Here is a 16,974-nt window from a genome sequence, read left to right on the forward strand (position 1 = left end):
TTACCGAATGCCTTTCTTATTGTAATACGTATACCCACTCAATTGTATCTCCTGGTTTTACCGTAGCTACACCAGCACTATGGTTTGGAAAAGCACCGTTCACACGATATTTCCATCCACTAGTATCCGTAATATCTTTTTCATATAAATCATTAATACCTTTTACATAAATACTATCTCTAGATCCGCTTGCATCAACATCTAATCCTGTACGTTGTAATACTTTATACACAGTATCGCCATCTTGTACATCCATCTTTTTCGCACCCATTATATATCCGTTATTTCCTTTTACCGAGATTGTTACTTGTTTTGCTTGTGGTTTCGGTACTGGTACTGGATCTGTTTTTGGTGGTTCAGGTTTTGGTACTGCCGGAGTCGGTATCGTTTTCTCCGCTTTATTCGGATCAACTTTTTGCTCCTGCTTCGGTGTTTCTTTCGGCTGGTTCACAACCTTTGCTTCTTCTTTTACTTCTGGTGCTTTCGGTTGTTGTTTCTCTTCTTGTACTTGTTGCTGCTCTGGTTGCTTATTTACAGCAGGTTGCTCTTTCGGTTGTTCCTGTTGTTTCTCTTCTTTCTTTACCTCTGATTGTGCCTGCGGCTTTTCCTCTTTCGGCTTCTCTTCTACTTTTTGTTCTTGTTTCTCTTTCTGTTCTTCTTGCTGCTTTTGCTCTGATTCAGCTTGCTTTTCTTCTGCTTTTTCTTCTGGCTTCGCTTCATCTTTTTGTTCTTCTTGTTTCGCTACCTCTTCTTGCTTTGGTTCTACCTTCTTTTCAGGCTTTACAGCTGCCTCTTCACATCCGGCAAGTAGCCCGAGCGAAAGCAGTAAAGAAATGAACCATTTCACCTTACTCATCCTATCTCTCACCTTTCATACGAAAATTAGGAGCAAATAATTGCTCCTAATTTTTTGTTAAGCTGCTTTACGTCTCCATAATACATATGCAGAAGCAATACATAATACACCCATACCTACTTCTGTTGCTGCACTATGAGAAGATGCTCCTGTTTTTGGTAGACTGTTACCGTTTCCGATTTTTTTATTCTTAACCGGTTCGTTATCTACAACTACTTTTAGATTTTCATCTTTTGTTTCTTGTTGTACTTGTTTTTGTTCTTTCGGTTCTTCAGTAACTTCTTTTTCTACTACATTATTTTCTGGTTCAACGACCTTTTCTGGCTCTTCAATCGGTTTTGGCTTAATTACATTACCAGCGTCTACATTAGACCAATCATAAATAGATTTTCCCATTTCCTTAAATTGAAGTAATGCTAAAAGAGCCTGTTCTGTAGCCATTCCGTTACCATTTTGATCACTTGGTAACCATTTAAATTCACCATTTGAAAGTTGATATGATAATAGGTTTTGCATTGCCTTATGAAGACGATTTTGATCTACATCTTTAACAAGCGATAATCCAATAATTGCTTGCGCAGTACTATTTGAATTTTCTTGTCCATCAGCTGAAAAACCACCATTTTGCAGCTGTTCGTTATATAAATATGCAACAGCTTTTTGTATAGCTGGTTTCACATCTGATCGCTCTTGATAAGGAGCTAATGCTGATAAAACCATACCTGTTACATCAACGCTACTAGCACTATCTTTACTACCTGAACTATTATAAGTCCATCCACCGTCTGTATGCTGATTATTTAACAGTGCTTCAACTAAAGCAACTCTGTTCCATTTTGATTCAACTGGAATCTCATACTTCTTCGTATCAAATGCAAGTAAAGCAAATGCATAACCTGTAACAGAATTCACTTTATCTGACTCATACAATTTTTGAACTAAATTATGCCCACCTACATTTTTAGGGTCTGCACTCATTGCATTCATCATAATAATTGTTCTAGCTAAATCTGTCGCTGAAAAACGATTAATGCGCTTTTCTACTTTTTCAGTTACTGACTTAACATAATTTAATTTTGCCTCAATTGGCACATTCTTTCCAGAACGAGAAAGCGCTACAGCTACCCAGTCACTTTCAATTCCATCTTGTAACATCTTATCTGATGTTTTAGAAATGGCTTCGTTTAATTGTGCACTTGGATCTTGAATGTTCTCTTGCTTTGGTTGTTCTGGTTTTTCATCATTTATTTTTGTACCCTCTGGTTTTTCTTGTTTTGGATCATTCGTCTTTGGTTCTTCTGGTTTTTCTTGTTTTGGATCATCCGTCTTCGATTCTTCTGGTTTTTCTTGTTTTGGATCATCCGTCTTTGGTTCTTCTGGTTTGCCACCGTTAGTTTCTTCTGTTTTACACGTCCCGAACTTATCTAACGTTTCTTTCAATGTTTCCTGGCTTATATTGCTCCAGTCTGAAACAAAGCGAAAGACAACAACATCTCCAGATTTTAATTTATAACTATCTGCTCCGACTTCTGCAGACTTATCATTTACATCATATAGCCAAGCACTTGTAGCCCCGGCCATTAAACCATCGATTCCTTTTACATATGTTCCAAACGACATCGTTTCAGATTCTACTTTGTCCCCCATGACCTTTTGCAGCAAACTTAAAGCTGTTTCCCCATCTTTAATTTGCTCTTCTTTCGGACATAACATAATGCCCTTTTGTGATTCCCCAATAATTGCAAGTTTTGCTGTATTTTCTTCAGCAAACGTAATATGTACTGTATTCGCAAAAGAAACAAATACAAGTGTCACTGCCATTAACGACGTAAGCAGCCACTTTTTCAACATTGCCATCCCAAAATTTCCTCCCTTACTACCATTTACACAAAAAAAGGCCCTTCAAGGGCGTGCGATTGACACTCTCTTTTTGTAAGTGTCGAACAAAAATGTACAACACCTCCTACCCGCATTATTCGCGGCTATATTTGTATAGGAAAAATAATTTTGTTTATGAACGTATCATTGTGATAACATTCACTTTTCTTGGCACAACTTACTTCCATTTAAGTTATCGTAAAACGATAAACCTATACATTCTGTAAATTTTAAATTTCTGTATTATTTTACTATTGACAAAGAATTTTGTCCATGCTTTATCGGATTTATTTTCTAAGAATAATAACTTATTAACTCTTAACGATGTAAACTCTTTTCACTAATAATGACGCCATCTTCATCCGCATAGACATATTCATTTGGATTCCAATCCACTTGTCCAAAGTGCAATGAAATATTTCGTTCTCCTTTTCCTTCTTTCACACTTCTATTTGGCATCGTTCCTAACGCTAAAATACCAATATTAATATTCTTTAGTTCACTAGAATCACGAACATACCCATTCACAATAATTCCTGCTAGCTTTCTTTCTTCCGCAATAGCTGCCAAATTATCACCAAGTAACGCACAATTCGTAGACGCTCCGCCATCAACAACTAATACTGTTCCTTCTGGTAATGTTTGCAATCCTTCCTTCACTAGTACATTATCATCTTTCACTTTTACAGTTGCAATTTTCCCGTGGAATTGTTCTTTCTTCCCAAAAGACCGAAAAGACTGGCGACATATTTGTAATTCCTTTTCAAATTCATCACATAGATCAGTAGTTTTCCACATCTTGTTCCCTCTTTTCCTTTTTCTTTCTACATAACATATTCTTGGCTTATTATCGTTTCCCTGTCTAATATTGCAATAATTTGTACGTGCGGGAAAAGGATACAAAAACTATTGCCTTAAGAAGCTACCTTTATTATAATCTATTTCACAGATTAAATTCAGAATATTAAAAATTAACCAAGTGAAGAAGGAGGGATTTTATGCAAATACAAACTGAGGCAAAAAAACAACCTAGTAAACAAAAGTTTAAAATGCCTGATGCGTACGTACTACTATTTTTTATTGCCTTACTTTGCGCCATTGCTACTTATTTCGTTCCTGCTGGAGAATTTAAAAGGGTTACAAACGGGACCGTTACAACGACAATACCAGGTAGCTATCATTCTGTTCCGCAATCACCCGTAGGATTTGTTTCTTTTTTTACCGCTATTGAAAAAGGAATGACACTTGCTGCCCCTATTATCTTTCTAATTTTATTTACAGGTGGAGCCATTGCAATTCTTGAAAAAACAGGTGCTCTTGACGGTTTAATCTATCATGTTATTAACAAATTTCGTAATCAGCAATTACTTTTCATTTGTATCGTTGCCGCACTTTTTTCTATTCTTGGAACGACTGGCATTATCGTTAACTCAGTTATCGGTTTTATCCCTATCGGCATCATCGTTGCCCGCACGTTAAAATGGGACGCTATCGTCGGTGTAGCAATTATTTATTTAGGCACTTATGCTGGTTTTAATGCTACTATTTTATCTCCCTCACCTTTAGGCATTTCACAAAAGATCGCAGAACTTCCGATGTTTTCCGGGATTGGTTTACGCACCGCAATCTATATATCTTTTTTACTTGCTACCATTCTATATATAAATTGGTATGTAAAGCGCTTGAAAAAATCGAATAAAGGAAGCATCCTTGGCGACAACTGGTTTCCAAGTAACGCTCTTTCAAGCGAAAAAGAAGCAGAGAAAAAGGAAGTTCCTTGGACGATACGTCATAAATTAATTTTACTCGTTTCAGCTTTATCATTAATTGCATTTTTAATAGGCGCTTTTCGTCTGCATTGGACGGACGCAGAAATGACCGCTACTTTTATTTTCATAGCAATTACAGCCGGAATAATAGGTGGCATGAAAGCAAACGATATCGCTTCTACTTTTCTAACTGGCTGCCAAAACCTTATCTATGGTGCTTTAATTGTCGGAATGGCTCGCTGTATTTCAGTCATTTTAGAACAGGGCAAATTACTTGATACTATCGTTAACCAGCTCGCACAGTCTCTTGAAGGACAAAGCCCTGTATTTGGCGTTATCGGTATGTACGTAAGTAGTGCTGCATTACATTTCCTTATTTCATCCGGGACAGGAGAATCGGTTATTTTTATTCCGATATTAGCTCCATTAGCTGATTTCATGCACATTACACGCCAAGTTACAGTACAGGCTGTTATGCTCGGAGAAGGTGTAGTAAACTGCTTAAATCCAACTTCCGGTGTTTTAATGGGCGTTCTCGCAGCAAGCGGGATTTCTTATGGAAAATGGATTCGTTTCATGGCTCCACTTGCACTCATTTGGTTTATCATTGGACTTGTTTTTCTTATTGTTGGGGTGAATATTGAGTGGGGACCTTACTAAATACTTAACTAGATAAATAAGTACTATCGTTCCATATAAATATCTATTCTATTTCCCCTCACTAGTCCTATAAAAATCATTTATTCTAGTAAAAATATAAGAAGGGATTGATCATAATGATCAATCCCTTTTATCAAAATATAATACCTTTAAAAATCTTAGTTCCAGATTTTATTTACCCATTCTGGATGATCAATAAAAGGATTGCGGTTATGTTGATATTTTGTAAAAATCACTTCATTACGCTTTCGCTCTAAATCATCGACCGGGTCTTGTTCATTCCATTTTAATAAAACAGATAGTTTCCCCATGTATGGATCTTTATTGTTATTCACTTTTTCATTTAGTTCTAAATCTATTTCGCCGTTGTCCCCCTCGTAACGAACAGCCATATAAAACAGCATTCTAGCAATATCTCCTTTTACACTATCACGAGGTTCCCAAGAATCACTATCATATTTACATTCTGTCGCTTCAGAATGATTTACACCACCGTTATCAAAATCTAGATTTCCACGTGAACTATTTACAGATACATCCGTCGCTCTTAAATGATGTAGATCTGTTCCAGGTCCTGCAGTCGTTCCAAAGTCACCGTGAGATTTTGCCCAAACATGCTCTCGGTTCCAGTTATTTACTCCTGATCCATTCGTAAGTTTCCCTTGCGAACGACCAGTATATAAGAGTATCACATTATTTTTATTATTTGGATCTTCATCAGTATCTCTTAACGCTTCCCAAACCGCACTGTATGATAACTTTGTATGATTATCAATAATATTATGCAGTTCCTTCTTTAATTCTAACCCCGTTTTTCCTATTGCGTTATTATAATATGTATCGTCATAATTTTTTACAATAATCTCCTGTGCTGATGCAGGAACCACTTCACCGTGTATAGTATCTGTGAATGATAGAGATGCAGAACCTAAAATAAAAAATGAAGATAGTGTAACCATAGCGATCTTTGTATTTCGAAACTTCATATACCCATTCCCCTTTAAAATATAATTTAAAGCTATTAACTAAAAAGTGCTTTCTAACCCCCGAAACCTTTTAGAAACCCATACCCCTTTTCTGTTTATTTAATACAAGACTCTATCCAGTCTGTATCACTTCTAAACTTTTTGTTTATTCACATTCCAAACAATTTCACTTTTTACAAGGAATATCCTTTTCTTATAAAGATTATTAACATATTCTTTACAACTAAAAAGTAGTTTAATATTAACTTATAAATTTAAATTTATTTATGCAATAATGCATATTTGATAAATACTTTAAAAAACAGTTTGAATAAAATGCATTCAAAGAAAACCGTGCCACAAAACAGATACGGTCTAAGACAGAAATAATAAAAATTAAGATGATAGCTCGACTTTTCCCTTTTCCATAACTATCTTTATTTTTGTGTAAAACCTTTCTTTCTCTGAATAATACGTACAAAAATAGATTGGATACCATGTAGGCACCAATCTATTTTAATTAAAGAAACTGTGTCAATTCTGAGTTCACAACACGTTGTGCAGTAATAATAACATTTTCAGCTGTTAGTCCATAAACACTATATAGTCCACCAGGTTGATTAGGAACAATTTGAACTTCATATTCAAATGCTTGTCCAAGAGCAGGATGAACTAAACTTAGAGTTGCAAAAGTAGAAGCATTAGAATTCACATTGAAGTTTACCTGTTCAATTAATACTAATGAACCGTCAAGTCTAAAAACTCTAGCTACTCCAGTAAGTGGGCCCGCAGTACGGTTAAGGATCTTCACCCTAACTTTATTTGCATTAGCAGGTTGATTTCCTACGTTTTCAATTGGTCCTGTAGTAAGAGCCATATAACATCACCTCCATTATATTCAACGATAAACATTAATGTTATAGTCTAATTACCCAATTTACTTAAAATAAAAAGAAGCTCCAAATTCTATTATATTTAGGTCATAGATATTAAACTTAATAAAATCAAAGGCAGGAACATATTTGATATGTTCCTGCCTTTTTATTGTGAGAAACCGATAAATAGCCCTCTAGCTAAGATTTTAAAGTGCTACAAAATCAAAAATTTTATCTCACCAAAGTTTTCTATGAGAATCCAGTGAACAGCTTATTTACATAATTTTTGTTCTCAGAAGTTGATCTTGTAGCGCTCTTTCTCGTAATTCACTATGTTTTCCAAAGAAAATAGTGAAAAACAGGGCGGTGAATACATTTACAAAATGACAAAACTGTAAGAATACACGAATGTTTGTAAGAAAGTTCGATGTTTTCTTTTTCCTTTTTTTATTATAGTGAAAAAGAAGAACAAAATATTCTCTTATGTAGGAAAGGAAGATAATAATGATCGATCTATTAAATAAATGGATGTTAGAAAGTACAGCCAATTTTAATATCGTTGTAGGACTTACAGCACTTCTATTTTTTGGTTCAGTAATTGCACTTATTATTATTTACAAAAAAATTGGTAAACCGGTTGAAAGAACAAATACTATTTATTTAAAAATTACTTCTCGTATGTTTACTACTCAAATTCTAATGAATGCTATATTTATTTCTTTAGTTGGTAAAGATATTGAGAATTTTCGTCAAATCTTTATATTATTTGAAGCTTTTGTATTCTTTATTGGAGCTATTTATTCGTTTAAATTATATAGACAGGAGTACAAATGATTCACTTATAAGAAACAATAAAAAACAGTAGTGATTTTGAACTGACCCCATAAAGTTAGACACGTTATTTCATTAAGCGGCTGTTAGGGCGTGAATTCGGTATTGTACTGGACTCACGCCCTTTAATTTTGCTTTAATTCGTTTGTGATTATAATAATCGATATATTTTTCAAATTCTTGTTTAAAGTGTTCTATACTCTCAAAATCTTTGAGATAAAGAAATTCAGATTTCATAATACCAAAGAAACTTTCAATAACCGCATTATCGTAACAGTTCCCTTTGCGAGACATACTTTGAGTAATTTTATGTTCTTGTAGGGCATGACGATACTTCTTCATTTGATACTGCCAACCTTGATCCGAGTGAATCAAGAGTTCATCTTCTTTTGTTAATCGTTGAAAGGACTTCTCTAACATTTTCGAAACAAGTGAATAGGTTGGTTTTGAACCGATTGTATAAGCAATAATCTCCCCATTAAATAAATCTAACATCGGTGATAGATAGAGCTTCTCGCCGAATAATTTAAATTCTGTTATGTCTGTAACCCACTTTTCGTTAGGCTTTTCAGCTATAAAGTTGCGGTCTAAAATATTTGGCGCAATCTTACCTACTTTCCCTTTATAAGAGCGATATTTTTTCATACGAACTAGGCTCTTCAAACCTAGCTCTTTCATGATTCGTTGAACTTTTTTATGGTTGACTTTGTGTCCTTGATTCGTCAATTCATCACGAATACGACGGTATCCATAGCGACCTTCGTGCTCGTCATAAATCGTTTGAATTAAGTTTTTTAATTCTCTATCTTTATCTGAGCGATTGAAGTTTTTTACCCAGTAATAGTACGTGCTGCGTGGGATCTCTGCTAATTTCAGAAGTGCTTTCACCGAAAAATCGTTCCTCAGTTCATAGACTACTTGTGATTTGTCTTGTTTGGTGATTTTTCTTTGTTTTGAACTAAGGCATTCAACTTTTTTAAATAAGCATTCTCCATACGTAAACGCTCTAACTCAGCTTGTAGCTCCTCAACTGATCCTTCAGCTGGTGTTTGATTTTGGATTGATTTTGGATTTTTTTTAGTCATGGATAGACGCCCCTTCTTCTTTGATGCAAGGGCGTCTATTCCTTTTGTACGTAATTGAGTGCGCCATTTTCTAATAAGTGCAGGTGAAGAAATATTAAAAATAACGGCTGTTTCATTTGGAGACGTCCCATTCTCATTCATATAATTAAGTACGTCTAGTTTATACTCCATGGAATAGGATGTATAGCCTTTTTTAAATGCATGTATTCCGTGAGATTCAAATTGCTTTACCCACATCCGAACGACTTCATAATTCGCACCAAATGATTTCGCAATATCCCATATACTTTCATTTCCATTTTGATAACGTATTACAGCATTTATTTTCTGTTCTGAATTAAATTTAGTCATAAAAAACTGCACCTCCAATTGTTAGACGGTGTCTAACAATTGGGGTGCAGTTCATTTTACATTACTGTTTTTTATTGTTCATTTTTAATTGTAAACTTTTCATTTTTAGTTAACTGTATATTCTATACATATGAGGTTAACATAACCCATCATTAGCGTTAGCGAGGAAAAAGGACAACCCTGCTCTCACAAGTGAACCCTTTTTTAGTTCTATGAATCTATACATATTATATACATTCCTATCCTAACGTGGTTTTAGTGCTCTTGTTTGTTACTGGATTAGCCAAAAAACTGTATAAAATCTTGCATACTATTAGCGTGTTTTTTCAAAAATACTGGCATCCCCCAATTGGTGCTTTCTTATGGATATTGCTTGACTCCTCATTAAACACTCTCCGGTTCTTTGTCTATCTTTAGGAATAAACCCTGCTTGTTTATTTCAAGTTCTTGCATCGAGGTTTTACCTTCTCCCAAAGCCAAACAAACAATTCAGATTACATGCCTATATCAAACTAAACATTCAATCTTTATCCAGTTTGTAAATAAAAAAGGACAATCAGCCCTCACCAATCGGGCTTTTACGGGCAGTTGATCCCCACCTAATTTCTTTGCTTCCGCCGAAATTTGAGATGAGGGTCTTACTGCCCGGCAAATAGCGGGATAAAACTAGAACTTCTTTTCCTATGTATATTTACTTCGTTACCTCTCCAAACTGCGCTCTCGTCACTTTCGCCAAGTCATCTACTTTAAGCTCAATTTGTATACCAATTTTCCCGCCACTTACTATCATCGTTTCAAGTGATTGGGCACTTTCATCAATACATGTAGAAAATAACTTCTTCATTCCGACTGGTGAACAACCACCGCGAATATATCCTGACACTTTCGTAATATCTTTAACAGGAATCATTTCAATTTTCTTTTCACTTACTGCTTTTGCGGCAGCTTTTAAATTTAGTTCCTCATCTACCGGAATAATAAACACATGATAATTTTTACTATTCCCTTGAGCGATTAACGTTTTATATACTTCTCTCACTTCTCGTCCAATTTTCTCGGCTACTGATACGCCATCAATTTTCCCATCGTCTGGATCATATGACATCATCGAATATTCAATTTTTTCTTTATCTAATATTCGCATCGCATTTGTTTTATCTTTTTTCATAGTGATCTCCTTAAAAGGTTATTTCATATTATTAAGTTTTATTATACACCCTTTTCCATTTCTCCTACATAACTTCACGTATATTTCAAAACTAAAAATATTGATAATTCAAAAATCATCTGATATAATTTGGAAAAACTTACGTTAAGGAGAGATTTGCAATGCTAAATTTTAATACTTCTTTCCAACTTCATCATCAAACGTAACGCCGTGTATCCGAAGAAAAATTTTTCTTCGTGGGTACAGGGCTTTTCCTGTTGACCCACGAAGCGTTCATAAAGCTATGTGGGTATTTTTATACCTGCATAGCTTTTTTTAATTTGAAAAAGGAGTGATTATGATGGAAATGAGAAATGTAAAAGGAACGAAAGACTATTTACCAGAGGAGCAAGTGCTGCGAAATAAAATTAAAAGAGCTTGTGAAGATACGTTTGAACGATACGGATGCAAACCTTTAGAAACGCCGACGTTAAATATGTATGAGCTTATGTCTTACAAGTACGGCGGTGGCGATGAAATATTAAAAGAAATATATACACTTCAGGATCAAGGAAAACGTGAGCTCGCCTTACGATACGATTTAACTATTCCATTCGCAAAGGTTGTGGCAATGAATCCGAACCTCCGCCTCCCTTTTAAACGTTATGAGATTGGGAAAGTATTTCGAGATGGGCCAATTAAACAAGGAAGATTTCGTGAATTTATACAATGCGACGTTGATATCGTCGGTGTTGAGTCTGTCATGGCAGAAGCTGAACTTATGGCTATGGCGTTTGAGCTGTTCCGAACGTTAAACTTAGAGATAACGATCCAATATAATAACCGAAAATTGTTAAATGGTATTCTTCAGGCCATTAACATCCCTACTGAGTTAACAAGTGACGTCATTTTATCATTAGATAAAATCGAAAAGATTGGGATTGATGGTGTACGAAAAGATGTATTAGAGCGCGGAATTTCTGAAGAAATGGCTGATACGATATGTAATACCGTATTATCTTGTCTAAAGCTTACTATCGCTGACTTTAAAGAAGCTTTCAATAATCCACTCGTTGCCGATGGAGTAAACGAACTACAACAATTACAGCAATATTTAATCGCCCTTGGAATAAATGAAAATACGATATTTAATCCGTTTTTAGCGCGAGGACTCACAATGTATACAGGTACTGTATATGAAATCTTTTTAAAAGACAGATCGATTACATCTAGCATCGGTAGCGGCGGCCGTTACGATAACATTATCGGAGCATTCCGTGGTGATAATATGAACTATCCAACAGTCGGTATTTCATTCGGTTTAGACGTTATTTATACAGCACTATCGCAGAAAGAAACCATCTCATCTACAGCGGATCTATTTATCATCCCACTCGGGACAGAGTTACAATGCTTACAAATTGCCCAGCAATTACGTTCTACCACTTCCTTAAAAGTCGAACTAGAACTAGCAGGACGCAAATTAAAACGTGCCCTTAATTATGCCAATAAAGAGAATATCCCTTATGTGCTTATTATTGGGGAAGACGAACTTAGTACAAACACTGTTGTGTTGCGGAATATGAAGGAAGGTAGTGAGGTGAAGGTTCCGATTTCTTCTTTAAGTAATTATTTATAATACGAACCACCCTCGTTTGGGTGGTTTTTCTATTTTATAGATACCTAACAATTAGTTTACATAAAATTATTATAATCTATTAAAAATACAAATAAACAATATCCAATTACCTATTATTTTTGGTAATATATAGATATGAATTATTTTAGGAGGATTCACTTTGAAAACCTACATCCAATTACTAAAGTGGACTACAGGAATCTATCATCTTTTATTACTTCCTTTTTATTATGTATTTCCAAGTCTTGTTAACCTATATGGGATACCTTTACTACTATTGATTGTTTTACATATCAATACTATTTTATTAGCTAAAAAAGAAGGCATGAATACGTCCCCTCATTATATCGGTATTATCGTTACTCTAGTTGCCTTTTTCCCTTATATAGAAATCGTTCTACATATGATAGCAGCCATTTTCCTTTTATTAGATGCTGCTTCTACGAATGCAAAAGAAGTGTATGATTCATAGATGGATAAAATGAAACTTTCATCCATTGAGTTTTGAAATAGGTCAGCAAAAAGGGTTTACTTTTTAAGTAAACCTTTTTTCATTTTTAATTACTCTCCTTACTTCAGAATAATAAAAGAATATTCTGTTTAATTTTTATAAATTTCTAAATATTTATAAAACATTCAAATTAACATACATTTTAGTTATGTAAAAAATCTAAGTTTTAAGGAGATGAATCCATGCTGAAAAAGTTGGTAGCAGGTGCATTATTAACTGTTTCGTCGTTAACTGGAGGACTGGGATCAGTATCAGCTAGTACCGAAAAAGATTATACGATTTCCTCTTTCGAATATGTAACTGTAGATGAAAAGACTGTTGATTCGTTTAACAAATTGAGTGCTCCATCAAAGGAAGACATAAAAATAACGTTAGTTCTACCGAAACAAAATCAAAATGGAGACTGGTTATCTTATGGATTTTCGAGCAAAGAAAGTTTAGAGTCTTTTATTGAAAAAGATAAACAAAGGTTGAATAATTCAATCACTCCCCTTGGTGTTGGAGGAAGCGGACCTGGTAGTACAGACTTCTATAAACGCACAAATCAAGGTAGCGAGTATTTTTCTCTAAGTAGTGGTTATAAAAACTTGTCTGCTAGTTGGCAAAATCAAATTGTTTCTGTACGTACAGCAGCTCCTACTGCTAGCTACTCAACAACACTATGGGAACGTACTTCAACTGACGGATATGGAAAAGGTGTTGTTTTTAAACATGCTGATTGGTATGGTCAAACTGCAAACTTAAATAACTTTCCAACTTCAGCAGTTGAAGTTAAAAAGTAAAAAACATAGAAATAAAAGGTGTTTTCACGTATGGAAACACCTTTTATTTCTACAACTATTTCACATAACTCGTCTATACCAATTTCAACTCTTAACTATTATTTTTCGTATTCCTACTCTCCAAAACTTTCTCCATATTATGAGTTGCCCATTCCATCATTAATAGAATCACTGGACGTAGTGATTCACCAAGCTCAGTTAACGAATATTCAACTTTAGGTGGCACTTCACGGTATACTTCACGATGTATAATGCCATCAGCTTCAAGTTCTCTCAGCTGCAGCGTTAACATTCTTTGTGTGATATTTGGTTTTAATCTTTTTAATTCATTAAACCGCTTTGTACCATCTAATAAATGATACAAAATTACCCCTTTCCATTTCCCTCCAATCACCTCAACCATAGCTTCAACTGGACAAGAATATTTATTTAAAAATGGATAATTTATATTATTTTCGTTTGGACAATCCATAATAAATCCCTTCCCTTAACATTAGTATCTTTTTTGATACTATACCACATAAATGTGCGTACTTGTATCTATGTTACTTTAAAAATATAATTTACTTACAAAAATAAATTCATGAAAAGAGGAACTTTTATGACAAATACAAACGAAATTACAAAAGAAAAGATTATGAAGGCTTTTCATTTCAGACATGCATGTAAAGAATTCGATCCTATGCACAAAATTTCAGAAGAGGATTTCAAATTCATTTTAGAAACAGGCAGACTATCTCCTTCTTCTTTTGGATATGAGCCTTGGAAATTTATTGTCGTACAAAATAAAGAATTAAGAGAAAAACTACAACCGTATTCATGGGGCGCTGGTGGGCAACTTGCAACAGCTAGTCATTTTGTTATTGTTCTTTCAAGAAACATTAAAGATATGCATTATGATGCAGAGTATATTAAATATATGATGAACGATATTATTGGATTGCCTGAAGACACTCAAAAAATTAGATATGAATTCTTCAAAAAGTTCCAGGAAACAGATTTTAACTTATTACAATCCGATCGTGCTGTATTTGATTGGGCATCCAAGCAATCTTATATCGCTTTAGGTAATATGATGACGAGCGCAGCTCAAATCGGTATTGATTCTTGTCCAATAGAAGGATTTGATAAAGAGGAAGTAGATTCTTTACTTCGTCAAGAAGGCATTATACAAGGCGATAATCTTGAAGTATCAGTTATGGTTGCCTTTGGTTACCGTAAAGAAGAGCCAAAGCGTGATAAAACAAGACAGACTATGGATACAATTGTTGAATGGATTAAGTAATATAGCACAGACAAATAATGCTCCTAATAGCTGTATACTCATACTAAAGAAGAATGAATTGTTTTCTTACGTATGAATTTGGTTTTTCATGGAAAGATATGTTAGTATGTATACAGTTTGAGTGCTCTATTTTTAGAGTCGAACAGGAGGAGAATGAATATGTCTGATATTGAAGTTGGCGAAGTGTTTACTCTTAGTGATGAGAATAACGAAGAGCAAGAAGTAGAAGTACTTGGAGCGATGGATGTCGAAGGTGCAGAATATATTGCAGTTGCCTTTGTTGAAGATATCCAAACAGAAACTGAGGAAGACATTGATATTTTCTTTTTAAAAGTAGAAGAAGATAATGAGTTTTCATACATTGAAAATGATGAAGAGTTTGATAAAGTATCTGCTGCGTTTGAAAAGATTTTGGATGAGCAAGAGCAAGAATAGTATGAATGAAAAACACGAGGGCGGATGCATATCCGCCCTCTTTTTATTTATTACTCATCCAGAGACTCACGCAGTAATTGCAGTACATCTTTCATCGCAAAAGGTCCATCTTTTTTAACATGCTCTGCAAATTCTGAAACGAGACGTAATGTTCTCACACTTTCGATTGGATGTTCTCCTGATGCACTTTCAGCTGAAAGCATAACTGCATTCGTCCCGTCCAGTACAGCTTGAAACACATCAGTCACCTCTGCTCTTGTTGGAATAGAATGATCTACCATAGATTGAAGCATTTGTGTTGCTGTAATGACATATGTATTCGTTCGATTACATTCCTGAATCATCATTTTCTGTAAAAGCGGAATGCATTGATACGGTAACTCTACTCCTAAATCGCCCCTTGCAATCATAATTCCATCTGCTTCTTTACATATATCTTGAAAATTCTCGATTGCTTCCATCGTTTCTATTTTTGCAATTACATTAGGTGACGTTTCTTTATACTGTTGTATAAAATCTCGTATTTCTTTTATATGACTAGGTTTTCTTACGAAAGAACACGCGATAAAATCAACATTCTCTTCTAAAAGAAACTGAATATCTTTTTTATCTTTCTCTGTAATAGCTGGTAAACGAACAGCCGCATCTGGTAAATTAACTCCTTTATGAGATGAGATATTGCCACCTGTTTTTACCTTCGTTTCTATTTTGTCCGTACTTATCTTTTCAACAATTAATTCAACTTCTCCATCATTAATTAAAATTCTACTGCCTACTTTCACATCATTCGCAATTCCTTCATAATCAACACTCGCTTCTGTATTACTCCCTGTAACTGGTTGTGTATGTAAAATAAAAGAATCTCCTGCCTGAAGTGTAATTTGCTCTCCCTTCACTTCACCTAATCTTATTTTAGGACCTTGTACATCACCCAAAAATTTAATAGAGTCATCTAATGATTTCACTAAACGAATGATGTCTTTATGACTTTCATGCGTGCCATGCGATAAATTCAGTCGAACAATTTTCATACCATTCTTTATTAACTGTGCTAATGTTTCTTTATTATTACTTGCGGGTCCAATTGTACAAATTCGATCGATTGTCATTTTTGTCACCATCCTTTTTTTAATAAGTTTCCCATATGGACTTAAAAATAACAGAGATTCTGACATGAATAGATTTAAATTTACATGAATTTCATAAAATTAAACCTGTATCCCTTGCTGGCTAAGCATTAGAAGATATATTCGCTTTTTTGCAAATGAAGACATGTTGAATCGAAAGTAAAAGAAAAGTTAAGTATGGGATAAACCATTGAGAGTTTCGAAATTTTCATATATTGTATGAATTGAGTTCGAACTCAAAAATTTAAAAAGGTGGGAAAATTAGTGAATATGAAAAAATCTTTATCGGTGACAACTTTAGGGTTAGCGGTTTTAGGTTTTGGTTTTACTAATAACGCAAGTGCTTCAGAGGTCGATACTGTAGACAAGCAGCCCGTTTTAGTTGACTTTGATACAATTCAATCAACAAAAACATCTAGTGTTCCTAGTTTGACTGTTGCAGTTGCACCTAAGAATGACTCTAACATTAGCGTATATACTCCCTTTTTTGGTAACACATATGCAGTTGCTAAATCGAAATCAACTACGACCGAAGACTATGTTTATGCAAAAGCAAGAACTTTCAATGGCGATGGCTCATTAGTGAATACGAAAAGTAATAGTGCAAAAAAATCATCCTTTGTAAGTGCTACAGCGATCAACACAAGCATCTATTATGGAGATGATTACGCTATCGGTAATCATACCTATAAATTAAGTGGTTATAATGATGTGAATCACGAAACAAAAGCTTTCTGGTAAGAAAGAGAAAAAAGATATGCATCTTGCATATCTTTTT

The 16,974-nt window shown here is 34.5% G+C and carries 17 protein-coding genes and 1 pseudogene; 8 read left to right on the forward strand and 10 right to left on the reverse strand.

All coding sequences use genetic code 11. The annotated features are described in order from the left end of the window. Positions 1-16: 16 nt before the first annotated feature. The 3 genes from C3Y97_RS16300 to rraA all read right to left on the reverse strand — a co-directional run bounded on the left by C3Y97_RS16300 (position 17) and on the right by rraA (position 3,532). On the reverse strand, positions 17-856 hold the full coding sequence (locus tag C3Y97_RS16300) for a DUF4430 domain-containing protein (RefSeq protein WP_136363521.1): 840 nt from the start codon (positions 854-856) through the stop codon (positions 17-19). A 57-nt stretch (positions 857-913) separates the two neighbouring features. Next, positions 914-2,713 (reverse strand): DUF4430 domain-containing protein, encoded by a 1,800-nt coding sequence (locus C3Y97_RS16305; RefSeq protein WP_001241062.1) that lies wholly within the window; start codon positions 2,711-2,713, stop codon positions 914-916. Positions 2,714-3,052: 339 nt separating this feature from the next. After that, positions 3,053-3,532, reverse strand: coding sequence for a ribonuclease E activity regulator RraA (gene rraA / locus C3Y97_RS16310; protein ID WP_000266037.1), 480 nt, complete (start codon positions 3,530-3,532; stop codon positions 3,053-3,055). A 200-nt stretch (positions 3,533-3,732) separates the two neighbouring features. On the opposite strand from rraA, the gene C3Y97_RS16315 reads away from it, so the two are divergent. Beyond that, on the forward strand, positions 3,733-5,163 hold the full coding sequence (locus C3Y97_RS16315) for a YfcC family protein (protein ID WP_001166974.1): 1,431 nt from the start codon (positions 3,733-3,735) through the stop codon (positions 5,161-5,163). Between the two features lie 158 nt (positions 5,164-5,321). Here the strand turns inward: C3Y97_RS16315 and C3Y97_RS16320 are convergent, their stop codons facing one another. From C3Y97_RS16320 to C3Y97_RS28480, 3 genes and pseudogenes are all read right to left on the reverse strand, one after another. After that, a complete protein-coding gene (locus C3Y97_RS16320) occupies positions 5,322-6,149 on the reverse strand; it encodes an endonuclease I family protein (protein ID WP_000672193.1) in 828 nt (275 codons plus the stop codon). Positions 6,150-6,648: 499 nt separating this feature from the next. Next, positions 6,649-7,005 (reverse strand): hypothetical protein, encoded by a 357-nt coding sequence (locus tag C3Y97_RS16325; protein WP_001229415.1) that lies wholly within the window; start codon positions 7,003-7,005, stop codon positions 6,649-6,651. 276 nt (positions 7,006-7,281) lie between these two features. Further along, positions 7,282-7,368: pseudogene (locus C3Y97_RS28480) on the reverse strand (transposase); the annotation flags it as partial. 139 nt (positions 7,369-7,507) lie between these two features. On the opposite strand from C3Y97_RS28480, the gene C3Y97_RS16335 reads away from it, so the two are divergent. Next, entirely contained in the window at positions 7,508-7,837 is a 330-nt protein-coding gene (locus C3Y97_RS16335) for a hypothetical protein (protein ID WP_000566269.1), read from the forward strand. A 72-nt stretch (positions 7,838-7,909) separates the two neighbouring features. Here the strand turns inward: C3Y97_RS16335 and C3Y97_RS16340 are convergent. After that, a protein-coding gene (locus tag C3Y97_RS16340) for an IS3 family transposase (protein ID WP_136363522.1) occupies positions 7,910-9,270 on the reverse strand; the annotation gives its coding sequence in 2 pieces (ribosomal slippage) (positions 7,910-8,814 and positions 8,814-9,270; 1,362 coding nt in all). 691 nt (positions 9,271-9,961) lie between these two features. Beyond that, positions 9,962-10,438, reverse strand: coding sequence for a Cys-tRNA(Pro) deacylase (ybaK, locus tag C3Y97_RS16345; RefSeq protein ID WP_000710860.1), 477 nt, complete (start codon positions 10,436-10,438; stop codon positions 9,962-9,964). A 337-nt stretch (positions 10,439-10,775) separates the two neighbouring features. Here ybaK and C3Y97_RS16350 point away from each other — a divergent pair, with 337 nt between their 5' ends. From C3Y97_RS16350 to C3Y97_RS16360, 3 genes are all read left to right on the forward strand, one after another. Next, positions 10,776-12,056: a histidine--tRNA ligase gene (locus tag C3Y97_RS16350; RefSeq protein WP_324256723.1), complete on the forward strand. Its 1,281-nt coding sequence runs from the start codon at positions 10,776-10,778 to the stop codon at positions 12,054-12,056. Between the two features lie 160 nt (positions 12,057-12,216). Beyond that, positions 12,217-12,528, forward strand: coding sequence for a hypothetical protein (locus C3Y97_RS16355; protein WP_000860727.1), 312 nt, complete (start codon positions 12,217-12,219; stop codon positions 12,526-12,528). A gap of 221 nt (positions 12,529-12,749) precedes the next feature. Next, the gene (locus C3Y97_RS16360; RefSeq protein ID WP_000914420.1) at positions 12,750-13,349 is read left to right on the forward strand and encodes a hypothetical protein; all 600 of its coding nucleotides are present in this window, start codon (positions 12,750-12,752) and stop codon (positions 13,347-13,349) included. A gap of 91 nt (positions 13,350-13,440) precedes the next feature. Here the strand turns inward: C3Y97_RS16360 and C3Y97_RS16365 are convergent, their stop codons facing one another. Continuing rightward, entirely contained in the window at positions 13,441-13,821 is a 381-nt protein-coding gene (locus tag C3Y97_RS16365; protein WP_000340581.1) for a winged helix-turn-helix transcriptional regulator, read from the reverse strand. 129 nt (positions 13,822-13,950) lie between these two features. Here C3Y97_RS16365 and C3Y97_RS16370 point away from each other — a divergent pair, with 129 nt between their 5' ends. Together C3Y97_RS16370 and C3Y97_RS16375 are read left to right on the forward strand one after the other, a co-directional pair. After that, the gene (locus tag C3Y97_RS16370; protein WP_098213139.1) at positions 13,951-14,634 is read left to right on the forward strand and encodes an NAD(P)H-dependent oxidoreductase; all 684 of its coding nucleotides are present in this window, start codon (positions 13,951-13,953) and stop codon (positions 14,632-14,634) included. Positions 14,635-14,787: 153 nt separating this feature from the next. Then, positions 14,788-15,069 (forward strand): DUF1292 domain-containing protein, encoded by a 282-nt coding sequence (locus C3Y97_RS16375; protein ID WP_002005464.1) that lies wholly within the window; start codon positions 14,788-14,790, stop codon positions 15,067-15,069. A 50-nt stretch (positions 15,070-15,119) separates the two neighbouring features. On the opposite strand, the gene C3Y97_RS16380 is transcribed toward C3Y97_RS16375, so the two are convergent. Beyond that, the gene (locus tag C3Y97_RS16380; protein ID WP_000151079.1) at positions 15,120-16,178 is read right to left on the reverse strand and encodes a pyruvate kinase; all 1,059 of its coding nucleotides are present in this window, start codon (positions 16,176-16,178) and stop codon (positions 15,120-15,122) included. A 282-nt stretch (positions 16,179-16,460) separates the two neighbouring features. Between C3Y97_RS16380 and C3Y97_RS16385 the strand changes: the two genes are divergently transcribed. Then, on the forward strand, positions 16,461-16,937 hold the full coding sequence (locus C3Y97_RS16385; RefSeq protein ID WP_136363523.1) for a XoxI protein: 477 nt from the start codon (positions 16,461-16,463) through the stop codon (positions 16,935-16,937). The last annotated feature ends 37 nt before the right edge of the window (positions 16,938-16,974 follow it).

It is taken from the genome of Bacillus sp. DU-106 (assembly GCF_004799705.1).
GTDB classification, from domain to species: Bacteria; Bacillota; Bacilli; order Bacillales; family Bacillaceae_G; genus Bacillus_A; species Bacillus_A cereus.